The organism is Streptomyces sp. NPDC001606 (assembly GCF_053596835.1).
Window position 1 is genome coordinate 55,418 of record NZ_JBSFHC010000025.1, and the last position, 22,745, is coordinate 78,162.

General features: G+C 69.4%; 21 protein-coding genes and 5 pseudogenes. 14 read left to right on the top strand and 12 right to left on the bottom strand.

The window, feature by feature from the left end:
• Positions 1–81: 81 nt before the first annotated feature.
• The 4 genes and pseudogenes from ACWCV9_RS33560 to ACWCV9_RS33575 form a co-directional block, all read right to left on the bottom strand.
• A pseudogene (locus tag ACWCV9_RS33560) lies at positions 82–266 on the bottom strand (transposase); the annotation flags it as partial.
• A 452-nt stretch (positions 267–718) separates the two neighbouring features.
• Positions 719–2,482, bottom strand: coding sequence for a protein kinase domain-containing protein (locus ACWCV9_RS33565; protein WP_450792279.1), 1,764 nt, complete (start codon positions 2,480–2,482; stop codon positions 719–721).
• A 226-nt stretch (positions 2,483–2,708) separates the two neighbouring features.
• Positions 2,709–2,963 (bottom strand): hypothetical protein, encoded by a 255-nt coding sequence (locus tag ACWCV9_RS33570; RefSeq protein WP_450792281.1) that lies wholly within the window; start codon positions 2,961–2,963, stop codon positions 2,709–2,711.
• A 33-nt stretch (positions 2,964–2,996) separates the two neighbouring features.
• Positions 2,997–3,914, bottom strand: coding sequence for a LysR family transcriptional regulator (locus ACWCV9_RS33575; RefSeq protein ID WP_450792282.1), 918 nt, complete (start codon positions 3,912–3,914; stop codon positions 2,997–2,999).
• Between the two features lie 71 nt (positions 3,915–3,985).
• Here ACWCV9_RS33575 and ACWCV9_RS33580 point away from each other — a divergent pair, with 71 nt between their 5' ends.
• The 3 genes and pseudogenes from ACWCV9_RS33580 to ACWCV9_RS33590 form a co-directional block, all read left to right on the top strand.
• Positions 3,986–4,648 carry a maleylpyruvate isomerase family mycothiol-dependent enzyme gene (locus ACWCV9_RS33580; RefSeq protein ID WP_450792284.1) on the top strand — a complete coding sequence of 221 codons (663 nt, stop codon included), beginning with the start codon at positions 3,986–3,988 and terminating at the stop codon, positions 4,646–4,648.
• A gap of 5 nt (positions 4,649–4,653) precedes the next feature.
• Positions 4,654–5,031 (top strand): anthrone oxygenase family protein, encoded by a 378-nt coding sequence (locus ACWCV9_RS33585; RefSeq protein ID WP_450792286.1) that lies wholly within the window; start codon positions 4,654–4,656, stop codon positions 5,029–5,031.
• Positions 5,032–5,465: 434 nt separating this feature from the next.
• Positions 5,466–5,900: pseudogene (locus ACWCV9_RS33590) on the top strand (glycosyltransferase); the annotation flags it as partial.
• A gap of 97 nt (positions 5,901–5,997) precedes the next feature.
• Here the strand turns inward: ACWCV9_RS33590 and ACWCV9_RS33595 are convergent.
• Positions 5,998–7,101 carry a ferritin-like domain-containing protein gene (locus tag ACWCV9_RS33595; protein ID WP_450792287.1) on the bottom strand — a complete coding sequence of 368 codons (1,104 nt, stop codon included), beginning with the start codon at positions 7,099–7,101 and terminating at the stop codon, positions 5,998–6,000.
• Positions 7,102–7,455: 354 nt separating this feature from the next.
• Between ACWCV9_RS33595 and ACWCV9_RS33600 the strand changes: the two genes are divergently transcribed.
• The 3 genes from ACWCV9_RS33600 (at position 7,456) to ACWCV9_RS33610 (ending at position 9,259) form a co-directional block, all read left to right on the top strand.
• Positions 7,456–7,968, top strand: coding sequence for a hypothetical protein (locus ACWCV9_RS33600; protein WP_450792289.1), 513 nt, complete (start codon positions 7,456–7,458; stop codon positions 7,966–7,968).
• Between the two features lie 672 nt (positions 7,969–8,640).
• Positions 8,641–9,129 (top strand): GAP family protein, encoded by a 489-nt coding sequence (locus ACWCV9_RS33605; RefSeq protein WP_450792291.1) that lies wholly within the window; start codon positions 8,641–8,643, stop codon positions 9,127–9,129.
• Positions 9,071–9,259, top strand: coding sequence for a GAP family protein (locus ACWCV9_RS33610; RefSeq protein WP_450792292.1), 189 nt, complete (start codon positions 9,071–9,073; stop codon positions 9,257–9,259). Before ACWCV9_RS33605 ends, ACWCV9_RS33610 begins: the two co-directional genes overlap by 59 nt.
• An 18-nt stretch (positions 9,260–9,277) precedes the next feature.
• On the opposite strand, the gene ACWCV9_RS33615 is transcribed toward ACWCV9_RS33610, so the two are convergent.
• From ACWCV9_RS33615 to ACWCV9_RS33625, 3 genes are read right to left on the bottom strand one after another with little or no spacing between them, the layout of a single operon-like run.
• Positions 9,278–10,498, bottom strand: coding sequence for a cytochrome P450 (locus tag ACWCV9_RS33615; protein ID WP_450792294.1), 1,221 nt, complete (start codon positions 10,496–10,498; stop codon positions 9,278–9,280).
• Positions 10,499–10,511: 13 nt separating this feature from the next.
• Positions 10,512–11,906, bottom strand: a complete 1,395-nt coding sequence (locus tag ACWCV9_RS33620) for an NAD(P)/FAD-dependent oxidoreductase (protein ID WP_450792295.1) — start codon at positions 11,904–11,906, stop codon at positions 10,512–10,514.
• Positions 11,903–12,130 (bottom strand): ferredoxin, encoded by a 228-nt coding sequence (locus ACWCV9_RS33625; RefSeq protein WP_450792296.1) that lies wholly within the window; start codon positions 12,128–12,130, stop codon positions 11,903–11,905. Before ACWCV9_RS33625 ends, ACWCV9_RS33620 begins: the two co-directional genes overlap by 4 nt.
• Before the next feature lie 476 nt (positions 12,131–12,606).
• On the opposite strand from ACWCV9_RS33625, the gene ACWCV9_RS33630 reads away from it, so the two are divergent.
• A complete protein-coding gene (locus ACWCV9_RS33630; protein ID WP_450792348.1) occupies positions 12,607–13,401 on the top strand; it encodes an SDR family oxidoreductase in 795 nt (264 codons plus the stop codon).
• 21 nt (positions 13,402–13,422) lie between these two features.
• On the opposite strand, the pseudogene ACWCV9_RS33635 reads toward ACWCV9_RS33630, so the two are convergent.
• Positions 13,423–13,980: pseudogene (locus ACWCV9_RS33635) on the bottom strand (glycoside hydrolase family 15 protein); the annotation flags it as partial.
• A gap of 242 nt (positions 13,981–14,222) precedes the next feature.
• On the opposite strand from ACWCV9_RS33635, the gene ACWCV9_RS33640 reads away from it, so the two are divergent.
• The 6 genes from ACWCV9_RS33640 (at position 14,223) to ACWCV9_RS33665 (ending at position 19,185) form a co-directional block, all read left to right on the top strand.
• Positions 14,223–14,606 carry a hypothetical protein gene (locus ACWCV9_RS33640; protein WP_450792297.1) on the top strand — a complete coding sequence of 128 codons (384 nt, stop codon included), beginning with the start codon at positions 14,223–14,225 and terminating at the stop codon, positions 14,604–14,606.
• A 198-nt stretch (positions 14,607–14,804) separates the two neighbouring features.
• Positions 14,805–15,743: an ATP-binding cassette domain-containing protein gene (locus ACWCV9_RS33645; protein WP_385845375.1), complete on the top strand. Its 939-nt coding sequence runs from the start codon at positions 14,805–14,807 to the stop codon at positions 15,741–15,743.
• Complete coding sequence (locus ACWCV9_RS33650) at positions 15,740–16,597, top strand: ABC transporter permease (protein ID WP_450792299.1); 858 nt, start codon at positions 15,740–15,742, stop codon at positions 16,595–16,597. The genes ACWCV9_RS33645 and ACWCV9_RS33650 overlap by 4 nt, the downstream gene beginning before the upstream one ends.
• 35 nt (positions 16,598–16,632) lie before the next feature.
• The gene (locus ACWCV9_RS33655; protein WP_450792301.1) at positions 16,633–17,931 is read left to right on the top strand and encodes a sensor histidine kinase; all 1,299 of its coding nucleotides are present in this window, start codon (positions 16,633–16,635) and stop codon (positions 17,929–17,931) included.
• Positions 17,928–18,596 carry a response regulator gene (locus ACWCV9_RS33660; protein WP_450792303.1) on the top strand — a complete coding sequence of 223 codons (669 nt, stop codon included), beginning with the start codon at positions 17,928–17,930 and terminating at the stop codon, positions 18,594–18,596. Before ACWCV9_RS33655 ends, ACWCV9_RS33660 begins: the two co-directional genes overlap by 4 nt.
• Before the next feature lie 439 nt (positions 18,597–19,035).
• Entirely contained in the window at positions 19,036–19,185 is a 150-nt protein-coding gene (locus tag ACWCV9_RS33665) for a recombinase family protein (protein WP_450792350.1), read from the top strand.
• Between the two features lie 198 nt (positions 19,186–19,383).
• On the opposite strand, the gene ACWCV9_RS33670 is transcribed toward ACWCV9_RS33665, so the two are convergent.
• Positions 19,384–20,079, bottom strand: a complete 696-nt coding sequence (locus tag ACWCV9_RS33670; RefSeq protein WP_450792305.1) for an alpha/beta fold hydrolase — start codon at positions 20,077–20,079, stop codon at positions 19,384–19,386.
• A 273-nt stretch (positions 20,080–20,352) separates the two neighbouring features.
• Here ACWCV9_RS33670 and ACWCV9_RS33675 point away from each other — a divergent pair, with 273 nt between their 5' ends.
• Positions 20,353–21,270, top strand: coding sequence for an alpha/beta fold hydrolase (locus ACWCV9_RS33675; protein ID WP_450792306.1), 918 nt, complete (start codon positions 20,353–20,355; stop codon positions 21,268–21,270).
• Between the two features lie 58 nt (positions 21,271–21,328).
• Here the strand turns inward: ACWCV9_RS33675 and tpg are convergent.
• Together tpg and ACWCV9_RS33685 are read right to left on the bottom strand one after the other, a co-directional pair.
• Positions 21,329–21,872 (bottom strand): annotated as a pseudogene (gene tpg / locus ACWCV9_RS33680) (telomere-protecting terminal protein Tpg).
• A gap of 12 nt (positions 21,873–21,884) precedes the next feature.
• A pseudogene (locus ACWCV9_RS33685) lies at positions 21,885–22,611 on the bottom strand (telomere-associated protein Tap); the annotation flags it as partial.
• Between the last annotated feature and the right edge of the window lie 134 nt (positions 22,612–22,745).

The following is a 22,745-nucleotide window of genomic DNA, read 5'->3' on the forward strand; positions in this document are numbered from 1 at the left end:
TGCTGTCCAATCTCGTGAACAAAGCCAGTGAGCCGAGGCCCCCGTTGTGTGGGCGGCCTCGGCTCACTCAAGCCTCGGCGTCGCGTCACGCTGGACAACACGCAGAAGCTCCTCCCCTGTCCTGTCCGCCGCCCAGCGGCTGACGGGGCACACGATCTGTCGCTTCCCGACCGTGACGGCAAGTCACGCCACGGGATACCGGTCCGTACGTCGCACAGAATTCCCTTGATCGCCATGCGGTGGCACTTCCACCGACCGCCCCGACCGACGTCTGTCGCATTATTTACCCTGATCGGGCACCGCGGGTGAGGGTGACGAGGCCAGCTGTGGAGGATACGGGCTGTGGTGACAGCACCGTCTTCGAGGCCCCAGTCGGTGAGAATCCTGCGGTACTCGCCGCTGTTGATCAGGGCGGTGAGGGCGCGCTGGTGAGCGTCGCGTAGTGCGGTGTTGGTTCTGTCCACGGCATGCCGACGGGAGCCTGGTTGACCAGGTCGCCGTCTGGGCGGCGGAAGTCGCCGCGGAGCCCCTGGCCTCGTGGACGGGACACGGAAGGTCGGTGATCACCGCGTCTGTGGAGTCGTCTCGGAGCAGTCGCGGGATCGCGAAGATGTGCTCGGAAGTCTGTTTGATCGGTTTCGGGTCGCACGCCTTGTGTCTCGCACAACGCCCAGGTCTTGAGGGGGCTTCCGGGGACGGCGACCTGCGAGTGCGAACCTCATTCCACGATCAGGTACCGCTGCGCACTCCCCCCGCTGATGCAGGTGCCGACGACGCAGGCGACGTTGTCCGCAGTGTGCACCGTCCAGACGTAGATCCCGGGCGAGGGCGGGGTGTATGTGTATGTCGACGTTTTCTGCCAGGCCATGGTCTGCCACTTCCCGCCGGGCAGCAGCACAGAGACGTACGAATTGCCGCCGCTCGCCATCCATCTCAGGGTGATCGGCCGGCCGGCCTTGACCACGGTCTGGTCCGCCGGGGCCACCGGACGGGGGACGTCCGGAGCGTCGCGCACCGGGTTGGGTGTCGAGGAGCCCTTCGGCCTGACGAACAGGTACCGATCCTCCGACCATGCGCTGCCCGCCTGCCCTTCGGCTGCGTTCGCGCTGCTCACCTCCCAGTGGTAGACGCCGGCAGCGTTGGGCGTGAAAGTGCAGGATGTGGTGGTCAGCCAGGCGGAATACCGGGGGGCGTCGCCGAGCATGGCGGCGACCTGTGACACGGCGCCGGCGTGGTCCCAGCTGAGCGTGACCGACTGGCCGAGCTCGATGGTCGTCCGGTCGGCGGGCCCGACGGGTGCGGGCGGGTGCGGCGTCCCCATCGGAACACTGGTCACCTCGTGCCGAGAGCCGTCCCCGCTGGCGCTGGACGGGAAGCAGTTCGGTGGCCGGGAGCCGTCGCCGTCCAGCACGAACAGGGGGACGCAGATGGCAGCGGCGATGAGCGCGAGGGCGAGCGGCACCAAGAGCCAGTAAAGCCAACGCTTCCGGCCCCCGGGCGCCTGTGAGCCGGAAGTATCCCGGGGCTCGGTGATCGCGGTCAGGGTCCGGTTGCCGGGGCGCCCGGCTGGCGGCGATGCAAGGCTGATCGGATCCGGATCAACCGACCGAACATCCCCCGCAACCCCCGCCGGCACCGTCCGTAGCTGCGCAGGCAGCCACGCCTTGGCGGGTTCGTCATGGGCGGGCGATGCGAACCGCTCCAACAACTGAGCAGGTGTGGGCCGGTCTGCGGGGCTCCGTGCGAGGCAGGCGGCGATCGTCGGCCGCAGGGGCTCCGGGACGGCGCTCAGGTCGGGCTCGGTGTGCATGACCCGGTAGAGCATCACCTGCGCTTCGCCGTGACCGAACGGCGCGCACCCGGCAGCGTGGCAGAGGACGTGGCCGAGGCTGAACACGTCACAGGCCGGGCTGATCGCGCCGCCCGCGATCTGTTCCGGCGCCATATAGCCAGGCGTGCCGATGACGACCTGCGTGCGCGTGATCGCCGTCCCGTCCAGCGCGCGGGCGATACCGAAGTCGATGACGCGCGGCCCGTCGTCGGCGAGCAGTACGTTCGCCGGCTTGAGGTCTCGGTGGACCAGCCCGACGGCATGGATGGCGTCCAGCGCCTCGGCCAGTCCTGCGCCGAGCACCCGTAACGCCGGCTCCGGCAGTGGGCCGTGGGTGGCGACCGCCTCGGCCAGGGACGATCCCGGAATGTAGGCGGTGACCAGCCACGGCGGGTCACCTTCCGGGTCAGCGTCGACGACCTGTGCCGTATGGAACCCGCCGACCTGCCTCACGGCTTCCAGCTCGTGGGCGAAGCGACGGCGGAACTCCGGGTCGGCGGCGAGCTCCCGGTGCACACACTTCACGGCCACCAGCCGCCCGCCCGGCGATCGCCCGAGGTATACGACGCCCATCCCACCGCTGCCCAGTCGCCCGAGCAGCCGATACCGGCCGCCGACCACCGTTGGATCAGTGGCTAACAACTCCTCCATCACACCCCCGTTGAGCCACCATGCACCGGCCCGTCCCATCCAGCGGTAGATCCGTGATGAGCGCCGCACCTCGTCACATCCCAGCCTTCGCGCACCAGGCTGTCAATGTCGGCGACTACCTCACCAACTGGCGCTGAGAGGCAGTGATGTCCTCTGTGCGCCAAAGCCAGCCTCTTCGACAACGCTCCGGCAGGCCGCTGACAACTCCCCTCCCCCGCCGCAGGGTTCACCCCTCCGCCGCGCCCCAGCGCCGCACAAACGCGGCCCGGGCGCGGCGTTGTTCTTCCTCGCGGGCGATCTGCTGCGCAAGGATGCGGGGGTCGACGTACGGGGCGAGGGCATCGAGGACCAGGCGGTGGAGTTCCTCCGGTGGCAGGGCTTCGACCTCCCACTGGACCGGCTCGCGGACGTCGAAGCCGTACTGGCGGGCGAAGCCCTTCCAGCGCGGGTCGTTCCCCTTGCCCTGCGCCGCCATCCTCATCCGGGCACGACGATGAGCAAGGGCAGAGGCGTTCTAGGAATCGGGCGGCTTGGGGAGGGCATCGCGTAGGCGCTCGAGGAGAACCCGGGCTGCGGGGCTCGAAGGATCTTTGGCCTGCCAGGCGAGCGCGATGCGGGCACGCATCTCGGGCTGGACGATCCGCAGGGTGCGAAGCCGTCCGTCAAAGGGGGACTCGTCCTCACCGGCAGGTAGCACGGCAATGCCCAGGCCCCGGGCGGCCAGGCGCGAGAGTACGTGTGGGGCCGCCGCCTCGAAGGCAATCCGTGGCCGGAATCCTGAATGCGCGCAGCCGTGTTCGAGCGCCGCGCGCACCCCGGTGCCGCGCGGCAGGCAGATCAGCGGCCGATCCCGCAGATCGGCAAGCGGGACACTCGTACCGTCGAGGCGATCGAGAACCGGATCATCGGGCGCGACAGCGGCAACCAGCGGGACATCGATCACCGTCTGAAAGGCCAATCCGGGCGGGGGCGCCTCCTCCGCCGTTCCAAGGACGGCGATATCGAGCTCGCCGGCGAGGAGAGCGGCCTGCATCCGATCCGTGGCGTCCTCGGTGAGAGCCACCTCCACCGAGGGATGGGCGTCGTGGAAGTCCGCGAGTAAAGCGGCGATGTCGAAGGCGTGGTTGGTGGCGCCGGAGACCAGCCCCAGCCTGACCCGGCCGCGCAGCAGTCCGGTGTACGCATCGACCGTCTGCCGCACCGACTCCGCTGCCGCCAGTGCGGCGCGGGCGTACGGCAGGACCGCCCGGCCCACCTCGGTCAGCGTCACCGACCGGCCTGAGCGGTCGAGCAGGGGCTGCCCCAGCTCCTTCTCCAGCTGGCGGATCTGGGCGCTCAGGCCGGGCTGAGCCAGATGCAGCCGGGCGGCGGCGCGAGTGAAACCGCCCTCCTCGACCACCGAGACGAAGTAGCGCAGCTGACGAAGTTCCATAACGAGCAATTCTAGTTACCAGCAAAAACATCTATTTGAGATATATCGCGGGCGGCGGCACGCTTGACCGCATGAAGAACCCGACAGCCCGCAAGGGGAAGAACACCGAGGTCAGGGCCGCGATCGCAGCGGAACGCCAGGAACTGGCGGACCTGCTCGACAGCCTCCGAGCCGACCACTGGGACGGGCAGAGCCTCTGTGCGGGATGGCGGGTTCGCGAGGTCGCAGCGCACATGTCGATGGGGTTCCGGCTCTCCTTGCCCGCGACGCTCGGCGAGCTGGCCAAGGCACGCGGCAACCTCCACCGCATGGCCGACAGGGTCGCACGCCGGGATGCGGCCGCCCATTCCACCACCGCACTCGCCGGCTTCCTACGGGACAACGCCCACCACCCCTGGACACCACCGGTCGGCGGGCTCACCGCGGCACTCGGCCACGACGTCGTCCACGGGCTGGACATCACCGTCGCCCTTGCCCTCGACCGGCACGTCCCCGAGAACCGGCTGCGCATCCTGCTCGACGGCATCCGGCCCAGCACCCTGAAGTTCTTCGGCGCCGACCTCGACGGAGTGCAGCTGTGCGCCGAAGACCTCGACTGGTCCTACGGCTCAGGCGCGCCCGTATTCGGCGCCGCCCAGGACCTCCTGCTGCTGGCCTACGGCCGCAGACTTCCAGAGGGCAAGCTCCGAGGAGCACCGAGCAACCGCTTCACCCAACCCGCCAAGAAAGCATGAACCGAATGCGCAGCCGCCTTCTCCTGAGCCTGTCCCTGCTCTCCACCGGTCTGCTCGCCGGAGCCTTCGGTTACGGCGCCGCCAACCTCGTCCCCACCTTCAACGCCGTGCCGCTCGAGATGAGGCTCGACTTCCACACCGAGCTGATGAAGATGAACGGGATCACCATGCAGGGGGCAATGGCGGTCTCGGGGCTCAGCACCCTCGCCCTGGCCGCCCTGACACGCGGGCGGGCCCGGGCTCTCGTGGCCACGGCGGGGCTTCTGACCGTCACGTCCTTCCTGATCACCCGGTTCGGGAATGTCCCGATCAACGGTCGCATCAAGCAGTGGGCCGCCACCGCGCCGTCGGCTGACCATGCGAAGATCCTGAGCCGCTGGTAAATGTTCAACGATGCCCGTACCTGCACCGCCATAGCCGCGTTCGCCATCCTGATCCACGTCGCCGTGCACCAGGCAGGCAAATGAGCGGCCGAGCACCACGGAACCCACCACGGTCATCTCGGAAGCCGATGCGTCGACCTTGGCAGATCGCTGGTGCCGCAGGACGAGGACCCCGCAGAAGCCGTCATACGGGCCGCGCTGGCGAACCGGTACAAGACGCTGCGCCCGTTGCGATCCCTGACCGGGCGAAACCTCGGCACCGGGGGGCGGCGGCGACCGCGCCAGCGCCCGCCCCGATCACCTTCTCTTACCCGGAGCTTTCCGACCGGGTGCCAGAGCCAGACAGACAGGCGTCGCCTGGCGCCGCCGCTTTTTCGTTCAGCGGGACCAAGCGCTGCGGATGCGCGCCCTTGCCCCAGGAGCCCAGGAGGCGGCAGCGCCCTGCGTTGGAGCTGCACGAGCAGACGGTGCGGCTGGGGCTGGCGAACCGCAGGCTTGTAGGGTCGGCGGCGCGGATCTGTGTGTCGCCGGAGTCCACGCTTGAGCTGTTGCGTCAGGCGGCGCGGGCCCTCGCTGTGGTGACGGCGAACTCGGTGCGTCCCGGGGTGCTGACCGGACCGGCGGACAGGGCAGTCCAGACGCTGGGTCTGTGGGGCTTCAACCGGCAGGGGCCGACCGTTGTGGTGGTGTCGCCGAGCGGCGCGGGGACGCTGGCGGAGCTGACCGCCTTGGGCAAACCGGCGATCTTCGTGCCGCTGGCATCGTCGGCGGGGAACGAGCAGACGCACAACGCGCGGCACCTGGAGCAGGCCGGCGCGGCGGTCGCGCTCACAGGTGAAGTGACGGCGGCCCAGCTACAGGAAGCAATGAACCGGTCGGGGGCAGGAACGGAGCCGGCGACGTACTACGGCGACAGTCACGATGCCGTGAAGGGGTGCGTATTGTGTGCCGTTCCGATCTTATCTGTCACCCTCCGGCCTCGACGTACCGGAATTCCGGACCGAAGGTCATCTCGCTGCCATCCGGCAGCGGGATCTGCATCAGCTGCCGCGCCGGATTCTCCAGTTTGCGCATCTCCTTGACGGCTTGGTTCAGCAATTGTGCCGGTGTTGGCGTACTTGACGGATCAGCCTGCCAGGCATTTTCGAGGAACCGAAGCATCGCACTGTAGTGCTGATTGAAGGTGTCAAGGAGTCCACGCACCTCACTGGAGACCGGAACCCCTCCCTGCTCCCAGCCACCGCTGGGGACTGTCCCCATGCGGGAGGTCCGTGGCATGGGAATCTCGTCGCCCTGGAAGTCGAACTGCTGCGGGTCGCTTGACACCAGGACCAGTTTTCGGCCGTGGAAAATCTCCCGGAAGGAGTAGAAGTGGGCCAGTTCCCCCGGCTGCCCCGGGAAGGGATTGTCCGGCGACGCTGCAGTTCCTTCCCCCTGTTCCTTGATGACGGTGATGGCAGCCTCTACGTCATCCAGCGATGTGAGTGCGACGACATCGTTCCCCTGGCCGTGGGACGACATGTCCCTGGTGACCTGCTGGGTTCCCTTGATGAGCTGCGGCTGGTTCCGGAACGCTTCGAGGATTTGCGTATAGAAGGCCCCGATGGACGTGTGGACTTCCGCGTCCTCGACGACAGGGTCGTCGGGCCTCTCGATCTGGGAGTACATGTCGACCGCCTCCCTGGAAAGGCCGGTGAGGGAAACGGACAGCTCAGGCCGTACGCCGCCGGGCAGTGGGCCGGGATATTTCGGCACCAGTGCCGCGTCGGCGATCCGGGGGGTGCCGCCGATGGTGGTGAGCATGTTGCAGACCAGGCCCATGTGGGACATCTCGTCGAAGACGATTTCCTTGATCGTTTCGGCGACGTCGCCGTCACGGTCCGGATCTTCGATCGACCAGAGACCGCACAAGTAAGGGGGAAGCGTCGCCAGCTCCAGCAGGACCGCCTGCTGCAGCGCGTTTTTCAGCCACAGCTCGTCGTGTTCCTCGGCGGGCACCCGCATCAGTTCGACGATCATATTGCTTCGATAGTTGAGCACCGTGGACACAGTGGTCTCCTTCTCGGTCACGGGGGGATTCTGACTCATTGTGAAATACGGCGGGTGTGCGTCACTGGAGGTGCGAGACCACACTGGCAGAGTTCATCCGTACGGTCGGCGCGGGTTGCGATACGTCGAAGCGGCACTCGGCAAGGAATTCCTGTGGCCCGGCAGGATTCCGTGTCGACTGCTGTCATATCCACCTGTTTGGCCGCGGCTCGCGGTGAAGAGGAACGGTGCTCCTGGAGCCCGCCTTCACTCGCGATCCACGCCGTCGTCCTGGTCGGCGACCCGAAGCCGGCCCGGGGGACAGCAAGCGCCAGGAGATTGAGGGGTCTGTTGACGGGCTCGGTCCGTGTGCTCGGCAGGGATACGGGCCACGGCATGCACCATGCGAACGGTGATGGGATCGAGCACTTCGGCTATGCCGACGGCCGCAGCCAGCCGCCGTTCCTCACCAAGGACCTGGAGACGGACTTCGGCAACTACTTCGTGCTGCGCAAACTGGAGCAGAACGTCCTGGCGTTCAGGCAGGCGGAGGAAGCCCTCGCCCATGCGCTGAAGCTCGAGAACAACGACCGCGAGCGAGCCGGTGCCATGCTCATCGGCCGCTTCAAAAACGGCACTCCGCTCACTCTGCAGGCCACGCCCGGGGCACACAGGCCGGTGATGAACAACTTCAACCACGCGCGCGACGGCGCCGCCGACAAGTGTCCGTACCAGGCACACATCCGCACGACCAACCCGCGCGGCTCCGGCGGCTTCGGGCAACCACCGGAAGCCGAACGCCGCCACCGTCGGCCTGCTGTTCATGGCATTCAGCTCCGATCTGAACAAACAGTTCCAGTTCACGTAGCTCACCTGGGCCAACAACCCCGGCTTCCCAGAGCCCGGTGAAGGTGAGTCGGCCCCCGGTCTCGACCAGGTCATCGGGCAAAGCGATCGCTCCCCGGCGACCTGGCCGCGCGTGCGGGGCAAGGCGGAGGGCCAGGAAGCCCCTGCAATGGTGCAGGCCGTGACCATGAAGGGCGCCAAGTACTTCTTCATGCCCTCGCTGTCCACGTAGCCACCGGCGCGGATGCGGCTGCCGCAGATTTCCACGTCCTCAAGGACCGGGCGGGGGATGCCGACGCTGCGAAGGCCGACGCTGTGGCTGCGCGGCTCGGCGACCGACTCGCTCCCGGCCTCAGCGGGCCTGCTTGTTGTCGGCCGGGGCTCGAAGCGCGCGGAGCGCAGCCGGTGCCGGCGCCAGACTCACTTTCATGGATGACGTGCTCGGGTCGTTCGGGGAAATGCCGGACGTACGCCGCCCGTTCGGGGTCGGCGGCCGGCAGCGGCCCGTCCGCGCCGGCGGTCCGGGCGGCGGCGACGTCGGCGGCGGTGAGCCGGACCGTGGCGCCGGCCTGGTCGAGCAGGAGGCGGCGGCGTTCCCCCGGGGGCCCGGGTGTCCACGGGCGGGTAGGCGCCGCCCACCATGAGCACCCCGAGCTGGGCGACGACGAGTTCAGCCGAACTCCGGCATACGACACACCAGCGCGGCGAGTGGCTGCAGAGCCGGAGAAGCCCACGATGACGCAGAGTGCTGTGCCCCTATCAGGGTCGGGACGTCAGCTTCGAACTGCTGACACGGGGCAGTCCGCTCCCGAACGTCTGTCTCTTGGAGGCGCGGTGGGACACGCTGCCGTGGGCGGCACGGGCGGAGCCTCGACTCACACGCACCCGGCCACCTGGGTCGGAGCCCTCAAACTCGCTCTGGGCGCACTCCTTGCCGTCTTCGGTGCTCGTCAGGGGCAGCGCCGCCCCAAGGACGCCACCCAGGCGCAGCTCCCGAAGTGGATGGCGGCGATCGACCGCTTCACGCCCATCAAGATCCTCGGTCTGGCGCTGCTGTTCTCGGCGGGCAATCTCAAGAACGCGCCCCTGACCATCGCTGCGGGCGCCTCGATCAGCTCTTCCGGGCTCCCCGTTCCCCCAGCAGATCGGAACTCTCGCGATCTTCGTGGTCATCGCTTCCCTGGGGGTGCTTGCACCACTCGTCGTCTACCTGGTCATGGGTGAACGCGCCAAGAGCATCCTCGGCAACTGGCGAGACTGGGCTGCGCAGCACAATGTCGCTGGCCTGGCCGTCCTGTTCTTCGTATTCGGCCTCAAGCTCCTGGGCGACGGCATCAGCATCCTCGCCGCCTGAGCGTCCTCGGCTGTCGCGCTATGCGCCGCCTTGCTCGATGTGCAGATGGATCGGACCACGGAGAACGGGACTGCGCCGGTACGGCGGCGGGTCGGCGACCAGCCTGGGCCGGTCGAGGCGGCGTACCAGCTCGGTCAGCGCGATCTGGGTCTCCCGCCGGGCCAGCGGGCCGCCGAAGCACAGGTGGATGCCGCTGCCGAAGCCGAGGTGCTGGTTGTCCCGGCGATCGGGGTCGAAGCGGTCGGGCTCGTGGAAGCGCTGAGGATCACGGCTGCCCGAGGCCAGCATGAGCATGATCTGCGAACCCTTGGGAATGACGGTGTCGTCGACGGTGATATCGCTGTAGGCCGCCCGCCAGGGGATGATGTGCACGGGGGGTTCGTAACGCAGCAGCTCTTCGACCAGTGGTACGACGAGGTCGGGTTCGTCGCGCAGGCGCTGCAGCACCGGCGGGTTGCGCAGCAGCGTCAGCATGCCGTTGGTGATGAGGTTGACGGTGGTCTCATGGCCGGCGACCAGCAGCAGGTTCGCGGTGGCGACGATCTCTTCGTCGGTCATCCGCCCGTCGGGCCCGTCGTCGTTGGCCAGCCGGGACAACAGGTCGTCACCCTGCCCATCGTGGCGTTGCTCCAGCAGCCCGCCGAGGTACTCCCGCAGGTCCTTGCGGGCCTGCACGCCCTTGTCCAGCTTTTCCTTCGGATCGGTCTTGGGGTCGTAGTCGATCGAGTTGATGAGGTCGTTCACCCACAGGTGGAACCTCGGTTCGTCCTCGCGTGGCACGCCGAGCAGGTGGCAGATCACGGCGACGGGGAACGGGTAGGCGAAGTCGTCGACGATGTCGATCTGCTCCTTGCCGGCGAAGTCGTCGATCAGGCCGCTGACGGTGGTGGTCAGGGCCGGTTCCATGCCCGTCACCAGCCCCGGGGTGTGCGGGGGACCGAAATGGCGCATCGCCATGCGCCGCAGGCGGTCGTGCTCGGGCGGGTCGAGGTTGATGAACGCGGGCGTGGTCTGCTCCCCGGCTCCCGCCATCGGGTGCGCGAGATTGCGGGCGTCGGAGCTCAGGTGCGGGTTGTGCAGGAGGTCCGTGATTTCGCGATAGGTGCTGATGACGTAGCTGCCGTCCTCCTGCCGGGCCACCGGCGTCCTGCGCAGTTCGGCGTACAGCGGGTACGGGTCGGCCCGGGAGGAGTAGTCGAGGATCCGGCGCAGCATGCCAGGCGTCTCGGTCGTGGTCATCTCCTTTTCCCTCCTACCGGTGGTGCTGGTGTACGGCCGTGACGCGTCGCTCGCTCGGGTCGTGGCCGGTGACGACCACGGTGGCGCCCTGGGCGAGCAGGGTGGGGCCGGGGAAGTCCACGGGCACCGGCTTCATGTCGACGGGCTGGTCGGGCGCGGGGCAGGGCGGCGGGAAAGGCGCGGCCGTCTCGATCAGCGTGCGGTAGTGGTCAAGCCACTTGGCGTTGTTGAAGCTCACCGCCGCGGTGACGCGGCCCCGGTAGCCGTACGCGGCGACGAAGCGGTGATCGGGCACCGATCCCTGGGTGACGACCACCTCGTCGGCGAAGGTCGGTACGCCGACGGACTTGATGTTGACGCCGAACTGGATCGACCAGAACCGCGGGATGGACAGGTGGGGCCAGCGGTCCGCCTGGCCGCTGACCATGTTGTGCGCCGCGACCTCGGCCTGCTCCACCGCGTTGGCCCAGTGCTCCAGCGAGATGAGCCGGTACTCGTAGACCGGGTTCGGGCAGCGCGCCACGTCCCCGGCGACGAAGATGTCGTCGGTGATCAGGCCGTTAAGGTCCATCGCGCGGCAGCCGGTGTCACAGGCGATACCCCAGACGCCGGCCGCCAGTCCGGAGCCTTGCAGCCACTCGGTGTTGCGGATGCCTCCGAGCGCCACCACCGCCACGTCGGCGTCGAGCGTGCTGCCGTCGTCGAAGTGGGCGCGGCGAAGCCGCCCCTGCGCGTCGCCCTCCAGCCGGGTCACCTTGACGCCGCAGCGCAGGTCCACACCATGGGCGCGCTGTAGGTCCGCCGCGACCTCACCGATCATGGCGCCGAGCGCCCCCACCAGCGGAGCCGGCGCGAGTTCGGCGACGGTCACCGGGATGTCCCGCTCTCGGCAGATGGACGCGATCTCGGAGCCGGTGAATCCCGCGCCGATGACCAGCACCCGGGAGGGTCCGGCGGCGAGGGCTCGCTGCAGGCCCTCGGCATGCTCGCGGGTCCGCACGACGAACACCCCGTCCAGGGCTGCCTCGCTCTCGACGAACCAGGGCCGGGCCCGGACACCGGTGGAGATCAGAACTCGGTCGAAGGGCACCTCACGGCCGTCGGCCAGTCGCACGTGGTTGGTCGCCAGGTCCAGCCCGCTGGCGGGCACGCCCAGCAGCCACTCCGCACCTATCTCACGACGTCGCGGCAGCTTGGTCCCGTCGGCCGGCACCCACCCGGTCAGTACCTGCTTGGACAGGGGAGGCCGGTCGTAGGGCTCGCCCAGCTCGTCACCGATCATGGTCAGCGACCCGGTGAAACCCTCGTCGCGCAACGCCTCCGCGGCCCGCAGTCCCGCCAGTGACGCCCCGACGACCACGATGCGGCCGTCACGCTTGAACGCTTGCAGATTGTCGGCGCTGGTCATGGTGTCGACGCCTCTGCCGGTGCGCCCCGCCCCTCCAACTGGTCGACCAGAATCGCCTGGACCGGGCAGGCCGCCGCGGCGCGCAGTACCTGGTCGCGCCGGGCGTCGTCGGGGTTCGGGTCGTACATCAGTGCTTCCTCACCGTGCATCCGGAACGCTTCCGGAGCCAGGAAGGCGCACTGCGCATACCCCTCGCATCGGGAAAGATCAACGACAATTCGCATCCCGACCTCCACAGGGACTGCAAGCTGCGGGCCCGGAAGCCGGCACCGTTCCGGTGGGCAAGGCGTGATACGGCCGAAGAGAAAACACTGGCTGTTGCCCGCCTCGACGAACTGTGAGGGGGCGCACCGCGCTCGTCGGGTCGCCGCAGAGAGAACTGGTTATCGCATACAAGGCGACCGGCGGGTAAACCGCTCAGAGATCCTGACCTTCCTGCCAGTCAGCCTATGCCGCGCACACATGGCCCGCACCCGGAACGGGTTGCCCTGCCGATTGGTGCGGAGCCCGAGTCGAGGCCCGGCCGTGTTCGGCCGACCGGCGCAATCTGCCCGCGGCCGACGTGTGGCCTTGGCTTTCGGATGGTTCGGTGTCGACAGGAGCCGACCGGACACACATGAGGTCCCGCGGACGGCCAGTCGAGGAGGAGACCAGCGTGAGCGTGACTCAGGGAGCCCCGCAGGGCGTCATTCCCGCGCAGCTGCTGAAAGGCCAGAAGGCACTGGTCACCGGCGCGAACTCGGGCATCGGCAAGGCGACGGCCATCGGCCTGGGACGCGCCGGAGCCGACGTGGTCGTGAACTACGTCGCCGGACGCGAAGAGGCCGAGGAGGTGGTCGAGGAGATCTCCGGGTTCGGCGTACGCGCTGCGGCGTACGAGGCCGATGTGTCGCAGGAGGACCAGGTCGTCGCGATGATCGAGCGGATGGTTCAGGAGTTCGGGACCATCGACATCCTCGTGGCCAACGCCGGGCTGCAGCGCGACGCCGCGTTCACCGAGATGACGACGGCCCAGTGGCAGAAGGTACTGGCCGTCAACCTCACCGGCCAGTTCCTGTGCGCGCGTGAGGCGACGAAGGAGTTCCTGAGACGGGGGGTCGTCCCGGAGGTGTCGCGAGCCGCCGGGAAGATCATCTGTATGAGTTCGGTGCACCAGCTCATCCCTTGGGCCGGTCACGTCAACTACGCGGCCTCCAAGGGCGGTGTACAGATGATGATGGCGACACTCGCGCAGGAGCTCGCGCCCCACAGGATCAGGGTGAACGCGATTGCTCCGGGAGCCATCAGGACGCCCATCAATCGCGATGCCTGGGACACTCCCGAGGCCGAGAAGGGCCTGTTGCAGCTGATCCCTTACGGGCGCGTCGGTGATCCGGAGGACATCGCCCACGCGGCCGTCGGGCTCGCCTCTGACCTCATGGACTACGTGGTGGGCACCACCCTCTACGTGGACGGCGGCATGACCCTCTTCCCCGGCTTCGCCACCGGAGGCTGAACGAACCGCTGTCGCTGGCTCTCAGCCGCGCTGCTGGTCGAGTGCGTCGTCCAGGGGGGCGGCCATGATCAGCGACAGATGGGTGAAAGCCTGCGGGAAGTTGCCCAACTGCTCGCCGCTGGGGGCGATTTCCTCCGCGAACAAGCCGACGGGGTTGGCATACGTCTGCGACTTCCCGAAGGCATAGCGCGCCGAACGAATCCGCCCGGCGCGGGCGAGAGCGTCCGCAGAGAGGAAGGTGCAGAGACTGAACGTGCCTTCGGAGCCCCGCAGGCCGTCCGGGGAGGCAGCGGGGTCATAGCGGTAGACGAGACTGTCCGACACCAGTGTGCGCTACATCGCGTCCAGGGTGGACAGCCAGCTCGCTGTTCTGAGCGCCAGGAACCCGGCGCGCGGAATGAGCAACAGCGACGCGTCGAGGACATCGCTTCCGTAGTGCTGGACGAGGGCCTGCTCCTTCTCGTTCCAGCCCCGCTCCACCACCTGTTCGAGGATCGCGTCGCGCGCCGCGGTCCACCGAGGGGCGTCAGCCGGACGGCCGGCCTCCCTCGCGAGGCGCAGTCCCCGGTCGAAGCGCGCGACACCCGAACGGATCGCTGAGCAAGCCCTGCTGATAGTCGATCAGGAAGGGCCCGCCGCACTCAGCTTCCGCACACTGGCCGCCGCGCTGGACATCTCCGTCGCCTCCCTCCAGCGCCGCTGCACCGACCTGGCGGCCTGCTGGACCTGGTGACCGACCACCTCGCCGCCAGCCTGCCGGAGATCGAACCGGGCACCGACTGGGCGAGCGCCACCGAACAGCGTTCACCGCGCTGTACCAGGTGCTGACAGACCATCCGGGCCTCGTCGCCCTGCGCGGCGACCGCCCCTGGCTCGGCCCGCAGCTGCTGAAACGCCTGGTGGAACCGCAACTCGCCGACTCCCTCGCCGCCGGCATGACACCCCAGCAGGCGATCATCACCTACCGGCGGCTGTATCTGCTCACCCTCGGCAGCGCGAGCTTCGTCAACCACCGCGACCCCAAGGCCGCCCAGGCCGCCACCCGGCGCGCGCTGGCCGCGCTCGACCCAGAGGAGTTCCCGGTACTCACCGGACAGCTCGGCGCCGTCCTGCCCGCCGTCGTCGACCATGAGGTCTACTACGGCGCCCTTCGCCAGCTCATCCACGCCGCCGCGGAACCCGGACAGGCGTCCGAGGGGACGTAGGCAGGCCAGCCCCCGCTTCACCCGGCCGCAGCACAGCAACACAGGCGCGCCGTGCGCACCGCCGGGTCGTAGTACCCCGGTACCACCTGACCGGTGCTGTTCAGCCCCCTGGTACCACCGGAACCGGCAGGTCACGGCCCTAGCGTGAGAAAGGAGGCGTCGGGCGTCCGGGCGCCGAGTCCGAGGGAGAGAACGCGAATGATCGAGGCACAGCAGCTCACCAAGAGGTACGGGGAGAAGACAGCCGTCGACGGGCTGGATTTCACCGTGAAGCCGGGCACGGTGACCGGATTCCTGGGTCCCAACGGTGCGGGCAAGTCCACGACGATGCGCATGATCGTCGGACTGGACGCGCCGACCGGCGGCTCCGTGACGGTGAACGGGCAGCGCTACGCCCGCCACAAGGCGCCGTTGCAGGAGGTGGGCGCGCTGCTGGAGGCGAAGTCGGTCCACCCCGGCCGCTCGGCCCACAACCACCTGCGTGCCCTGGCGCTCACCCACGGCATCCCGCGGCGCCGGGTCGACGAGGTCGTCGAACTCGCCGGTCTCGGCAGCGTCGCGAAGAAGCGGGCCGGTGCCTTCTCGCTCGGCATGGGCCAGCGGCTGGGCATCGCGGCCGCCCTGCTCGGCGACCCGCAGACCGTGATGCTGGACGAGCCCGTCAACGGACTGGATCCCGAAGGCGTCCTGTGGATCCGCAACCTGCTCACCTCCCTCGCGGCCGAGGGACGCACGGTGTTCGTCTCCTCGCATCTGATGAGCGAGGTGGCGCTGGTGGCCGATCACCTCATCGTCGTCGGACGGGGGCGACTGCTGGCCGACACCACCGTGCAGGACCTGGTCCGCGAGGCCGGCGGCGACACCGTGCGCGTCGCGACGAACGATCCCGCGCGACTGCGGGACGTGCTGGCGGGGCCGGGTGTGGAGATCACCGGGCGCATCGGCTCGGAGGAACTGCAGGTGACCGGCGTCCCCGCTCGGGAGATCGGCCTGAAGGCGGCCGAGCACGGCATCCCCCTGTTCGAGCTCACCACCAAGGCGGTGTCGCTCGAGGAGGCGTTCATGGAACTGACCCGGGACGCCGTGGAGTACCACGGCTCCACGACCGGCACTGAGACCTCCGGGAGCGCGGCATGAGCACCCTCACGGCAACTCCGAAGACTTCTAAGACCCCCGAGACCGCCGCGGCCGCGTCACGGCCCGTCCGCCGGGTGACCGGACGACGCGTGCTGGCCTCGGAGTGGTCCAAGCTCTGGTCCCTGCGCTCCACCTGGATCACCCTCGGCCTGGGCCTGGTGTTCCTCGTGGCTTTCGGCGTCATCGCCGCGAGCCACTACAAGTCCAATCTCGGCTCCGGCCGTCACATGGACCGCGACTTCGCCACCGCTACCGCCGCGAGCCTGTCCCTCTTCGGCACGAACTTCGCCCAGCTCGCCCTAGGGGTGCTCGGCGTTCTGGTCACGGCGGGTGAGTACTCCACCGGCATGATCCGCTCGACGCTGGCCGCCGTGCCGCGCCGACTGCCCGTACTGTGGTCCAAGGCGGCGGTGTACGGGCTGGTCGCGCTGGTGATCGCGACCGTGGGCGCGTTCGTCGCCTTCCTCATCGGCAGCCGGATCGTCTCCGGCACACCCGCCGCCATGGGCCTCGGCCACGCCGGCGTCGTCCGCAGTCTGCTGGGGGCCGGGCTGTACCTGGGCTTGGTCGGGGTGATCGGCACCGCCCTGGGCGCGCTGCTGCGGTCGGTGGCCGGTGGCATCTCGGTCCTGGTGGCCGCGCTCATGCTCGTCCCCGGGCTGGTCTCCCTGCTGCCCAGCTCCTGGCAGGGCGACATCAGCCCCTACCTCCCCAGCAACGCGGGCGAGTCGATCTTCGCCCTGACCCATGACTCGACCACCTTGTCACCGGGCACCGGGCTGCTGGTCTTCCTCGGCTGGACGGCGCTGGCGCTGGCCGGTGCGGCGTACCGGCTGCTGCGCAGCGACGTCTGAGCGGCAGCCACCCGCATCATGGTCCGGTGACCTCCATGACCACCGAAGATCTCAGCGGAATGGGACCGCTGGTCGCCCGGCTCGGCCGGGCCGGCCAGCGGTTCCGGCATGCCGACCGGGCGCGACCGTGGGTGCTGGACAGCGCGGTGGTGGCCGGGGTCTTCCTGCTGTTCTGTCTGCCGGACCTCCTGCATGCGATGGGCGTGATCGGCGGGGACGGTGACGGCGAGGGCCCACACCGCCTCCGTGTCGTGTTCACCCGGTTGCCGGTGGCGGGCATGCTCACAGTGCAGGCCGGGCTGGTGCTGCCCCTGCTGTGGCGCCGTCGGGCGCCCGCAGTCGCCTTCGGCGCCGTCGCCGCGGTGTTCGTCCTCCAGTGGTCCCTCGGCGCCGCCCTCCGTGCGGACGTCGCCCTCTTCGTCGCCTTGTACAGTCTCGCCCTGCACGGGCGGCTGCGGCAGCTGCCCTGGGCCTGCGCGATCAGCGCGGGTGCGCTGGGCCTGGTCGCGGCGCGGGTGTCGGCAGCGGTGTCGGTCGGGGACGCACTGTTCTTCCTGCTCAGCACGGCGACCGCGGCGCTCGCGCTCGGCCTGGTGATCCGCATCCGGCGGGCCCAGCTGGCCGGGCTGCGAGACCGCGCGGCTCGGCTGGAGATCGAACGCGACCAGCGCGGCAGACTCGCCGTCGCCGCCGAACGGGCCCGGGTGGCTCGGGAGATGCACGACATCGTCGGGCACAACCTGTCCGTCATCATCACCCTCGCCGACGCCGGGGCCTACGCCGCCGGCGTCGCTCCGGAACGGGGCAAGGAGGCGCTGCACCTCATCGGGGACACCGGCCGCCAGGCCCTGGGCGAACTGCGCCGGGTGCTCGGCGTCCTGCGCGAGGCCGACGGTCCGCCGGCCGAGCCCGAGCTGAGCCCGCAGCCCGGTCTCACAGACATCGACGCGCTGTGCGAGGGAGTGCGCACCGCCGGCCTGGAGGTCGTCTACCGTACGGCCGGAGACATCGACGCCCTGGACAGCGGGGTGCAGCTCACGGTCTACCGCATCGTGCAGGAGGCCCTGACGAACACCCTGAAACACGCCGGGACCGGGGCGCGTGCGAACGTGGCGATCGTCCTGGAGGACACCCGGCTGACCGTCACCGTCCAGGACACCGGCCCGCCCGCCCCGGCCGGCCGCCCCCGTACCGCGAACGAGGAAGGACACGGCCTGGTGGGCATGCGAGAACGAGCGGCGCTCTACGGAGGGCACGTCAGCGCGAACCCCGCGGGCGCCGGCTGGACGGTGCGGGCCGACCTCGACCTCACCCCCCAGGGCGGTGCCCGGTGACCACCGTGCTGATCGTGGACGACCAGCCGCTCCAGCGGTACGGCTTCCGCATGCTGCTGGACTCCGTGCCCGAGACGGAGGTGGTCGGCGAAGCCGGGCATGGAGCGGAGGCGGTGCGCATGGCGGCCGAGCTGCGTCCCGACGTCGTCCTCATGGACGTACGTATGCCCGGCATGGACGGCATCGAGGCCACCCGCCGGATTGTCGCCGCCGGCGATCGCTCCCGCGTCCTCGTCCTGACCACCTTCGACATCGACGAGTACGTGTACGCGGCCCTGCGCGCCGGAGCCAGCGGGTTCCTCCTCAAGGACGCCCGCCCCGAAGAACTCCTCGCTGGCATCCGGGCCGTGGCAGTGGGCGACGCGGTGATCGCACCCGCTCTCACCCGCCGCCTGCTGCACGAGTTCGCCCGTCTCGTACCCTCCGGAGGCAACGGCTCTGCGAAGGATCCACGCTTGGCCTCCCTCACCGACCGCGAACGAGAGATCCTCGTGGCCATCGGCAAGGGCTGGTCCAACGGCGAGATCGCCACGCGCTTCGTCCTGTCGGAGTCCACGGTGAAGACGCATGTCGGCCGCGTCCTGTCCAAGATCGGCGCCCGCGACCGCATCCAAGCGGTGATCTTCGCCTACGACCACGGCCTGGCCCGACCTCAGATGGGCTGATCCCACGACACCAGCGACGGACAAGCCTCCTCAAACAGGCGAGCTCCGCTCGGCTGCGCTCATCGGCGGCCAGGTCCTCGTGCCGGGAAGCCTGCCGCGACAGGTTCGCCCGCACCCTCGTCTTCCAGGAAGCCATCCTGGCCCAGATCTGGAAGCACGGCGGCCGCGCCTTCCCGCGGACTCCGGGGAAGTCCACACAGACGACCCGGACGACCCGATGCGTACCGTCATGCGCCAGATGATGGGCGTCGTTGCCCAGTTGTAGCGGTCGCTGATCGCCGCCCGACTCCGCCACGGGCGACGCGAGAACGCCGAACAGGGCGGATACGCCTACGGCGCCCCGCCGTACGGATGGCGGGCCCACCAGAAGGAGCTGGCCGAGGAGGAAGCAGAGCAGGCCGGCCGCGCCCGCGCCCGCCAGCTCCGGGACGAGGACGAACTGTCCTTCCGCGAGATTGCCGCCGTACTGGAGTTCGAAGGCATTCGGCCCAAGCGCGCAGAACGCTGGCGCCCTGAAACCGTCCGCCGGATGCTCGCCAACCCGCCCGACAAGCCGCCGACCCTGTACCCGCGCCAGCGCACTACATAGAGGGGGCTCCAGGCCTAGATCGGATACCAGGGTCACCGCATCAGGGTGTGGAGGAGGCCGACCACGGCCAGTCCTACGAGGAGCGCGACTCCGACCGCGGGATGCAGGAAGGCGCACGGACTAGCCGCCGACCCTGCGCCGGCCTTGCCTGCGATGACGTCACCCTCCTTGGCGGGGTACCGGAAACCAGCGGCGTGCTCACCGCCAGGCGGTGGTGGTGGCGATGACTGCTTGGGCCAAGGCCACGGGCTGATTGCGGGCGATGAGGTGCCCGGCGCCACGGATGGGCCGGACTGTGGTGTGAGGAGCCAGGTGCAGCAACTGGTCGATGTCCTCGTCGGTGAGCGACGAGCCGTTGTCGCCATGGACGAGCAGGAGGGGCAGGTCGAGTTCCGCGGTGACCTGCCGTAGTCGTGGGACCCGGGCGAGGATGTCCTCGACGAGTTCGGTGTGGGCGCCGAGCGGGCCGACGGAAGCGAGGAAGCGGCGGACCCTGGAGGGGTCGAGGCAGGGTACGACGTCGACCAGCACCAGCCCCGCCACCCTGGCTCGCACTGCCGGATCCGCGAGAGCGGCGATGGCGGCGAGCCCGCCGAGTGAGGCACCGACGACCACGCTTTCCGGTGGCTCGGTGTGCACCATCGCGGCGACGTCGTCCGCGCACGCGGACAGCGTGCGAGCACTGCCCTCGCTGTCGCCGTGGCCTCGCTGGTCGAAGGCCACACACCGGTACCCGGCATCGACGAGGACCTCGCTGACCGGTCCCCACACCTGACGGCGTTCGCCACCGGCGTGAAGGAGCAGGAAGGTCGGTCCGGCACCGACCTCCTCTCCGCGCAGGATCACATCGCGGCGAGTGATCCGCCGTACTCGAGGGGCGATAGGGCCGATCATGAAACTGACACCTCCCCTCCTCCTGCCGCACGGGGCCTTGGCCAGGCCGTCAGGGCCGGCCAGTGCTCCAACGGAACGCGGCACTCCGTACTGCCCGCAGGGCACGTTGGGAACGGTACCGCCACCTGTGCAGGTGTTCACCCAAGAAGGCCCAGTTGTGACTGAGCGCGTCAGTTGGCCAGTTGAGCGCGGCCTACTCCACCGCGCGAGCGACCCTCGCATGGTCCGAGTGCTCTGGGGCAGAGGAGCTGGAGGTCCCATACAAGGGAGGCCATGTTCGAGGGGTTCCAGCTGACTCGAGTTGAAGGGAACGGGGCGCAGCTGCGGGTGCGTTACGGCGGCAGTGGGCCAGCGGTGTTGCTCTTGCATGGCCACCCGCGCACGCACGTGACCTGGCACCGCGTCGCTCCGCTGCTTGTCACATCAGGTCACACCGTGGTCTGCCCCGACCTGCGCGGCTACGGCGAATCCGAAAAGCCGCCGACCGACGAGCGGCACAGCCCGTACTCCAAACGGGCCATGGCCGGGGACTGCCTGGCGGTCATGCGCCAACTGGGGCACGAACGGTTCGCCGTCGTCGGACACGACCGGGGCGCGTACGTGGCCACCCGCCTCGCCCTGGACCATCCGGAGGCCGTGTCCGCCGTCAGCGTGCTGGACGCCGTCCCCATCGGGGAGGCACTGCAGCGCTGCGACGCCACGTTCGCCGAAAGCTGGTGGCACTGGTTCTTCCTCGGACAGACCGACAAGCCCGCCGAACGCATCATCAACGCCGACCCCGACGCCTGGTACAAGGCCACACCCGAGCAGATGGGCACCGAAGCGTACGAGGACTACCGCCGCGCGATCCACGACCCGGCCACCGTGCACGCCATGTGCGAGGACTACCGAGCCGGACTCGGTGTCGACCGTGAGCACGACGACGCCGACCGGCAGACCGGGCGACGCATCGGCTCCCCGCTGCAGGTCCTGTGGGCCACCCGTGACGACATGGCCGACCTGTACGGCGACGTGAGAAGCGTCTGGCGCGACTGGGCGGGCGACCGGCTGGTCGGTGGTCCGATCGTCTCCGGGCACCACATCGCCGAAGAGGCTCCCGAGGCACTCGTCACCGCCCTCCGCGAGTTCTGGCGGAGCATCGGAGCGCACCGTCCTCGCGCGGAAAGCACCGCTGGCCAGTTCGAACGCTAACTTGCCAGGTGAAGCGCTCAGTCGCACCGGGGCTCGCGGGCTGTTCGGGGTGCGGCGGCTACAGGCCGAACTCCAGGTGCTGGACGTCCGTGAACCGGACCTCTTCCAGGCTGCCGGCGCGGCGGCCGCCGTCCTGGAAGTACACCTCCTTGAGCCCTTCGGCCACGATCTGCTGGAGCTGCTGGTCGGTGGCGCCCCGCTCCTGGGCCTCGAAAAGGCGGGCGGCAGGGCGACGATCAGGTGCCGGACGCGGTCCTCGTCCGTCGACCCGATCGGCGCGGTGTAGCCGATGCGCGCACGGGTGTCGATGACGATGCCGCCGGTCGTCGCCGCCTGCTGCCGGGCGTTGGCGCGGATCTGCGGCTGCCACCGCCTCTTCACCTCGCGCTCCAGGCGCGCGGCGAGGTCCGGGCGCGGCTTCTTGATCTGGTCCTTCCCGTACCGCTCGACGGTGCGCTGGGAGACCCGCAGCATCTGGGCGACCGCCTTCGTGCCCTTGAGCTGCTTGACCAGGTACCGCATCTGCGCACCGGCCGACTCCGGCGCCGGGGGGTGAACGCCCTCTGCACCGCCTTCTCCAGGCCGTCCCCGAACAGGCTCACCGTGGCCTACTCCTACTCTCCGTGGTCGACGTCGGTGACGGTGCCGTCCTTGATGTACCGGGCGAGGTTGAGTTCCGGGGCGTTGAACCGCTCCCGGGCGCGACCGGGTACTGGCCGGTGAACGCGGCGTGCTTGACGATCTTGCGGTGGAGGTTGATCCGGGTGCGGGAGATGGCCGCCGCGCGGATGTCCGGCCGCCAGGTCGGGCGGGACAGGGCCCGCCACGGCTCCCCCGCCCGCCAGCCTTCGCCCCGGGGCCGTTCGCGCAGCTTGCCCAGGCCGCCCTTGACCGTCGCCTTGATCGCCGAGACGACGATCGCCAGGTCCGGGTCGCGTTCCTTGTAGCCGTCCATCGTGGCGAGGTAGGCGTCGCGGAGCCGGTTGTACCGGCCGTCCAGGTAGCGGCCGTTCTCGTAGCGGACCCACGCCTCGATCGGCCGCACCTCGTAGCCGAGCTCCTGGGCGTAGGCGACAGTGGGCGTCGCGTACCGGGCCGGCCCTTGCGGGCGCTCGCCCTTCGGCGTGAACGGGCTGGGCAGCAGCGAGCCGTCCAGCTCCACCCACTCCTTGCCGACCTTCACCTTCGACAGGTCGACGTGGGACAGGTCGACCAGCCACGAGCCGGGCAGCTTCGGGTCGAACGCGGGGCCTTGACGTGCGTCGCCTCACCGAGGCCGACGTCGAGCCCGTTCGCGCCGGCGGCGAAGGCCATACTGACGTCGATGCCGACCAGATGCCGCTGGCCGGGGCGCTGACCGCTCGGGGATGATCAGGACCTTGTGGGCCTCGGGGGGAAGCTGACGCGGCCCCGACGCCAGAGCGCGGAATCGAAGGGCCGCGGACCGCACCGGCCCGACGTGGGGCGTCCAGACC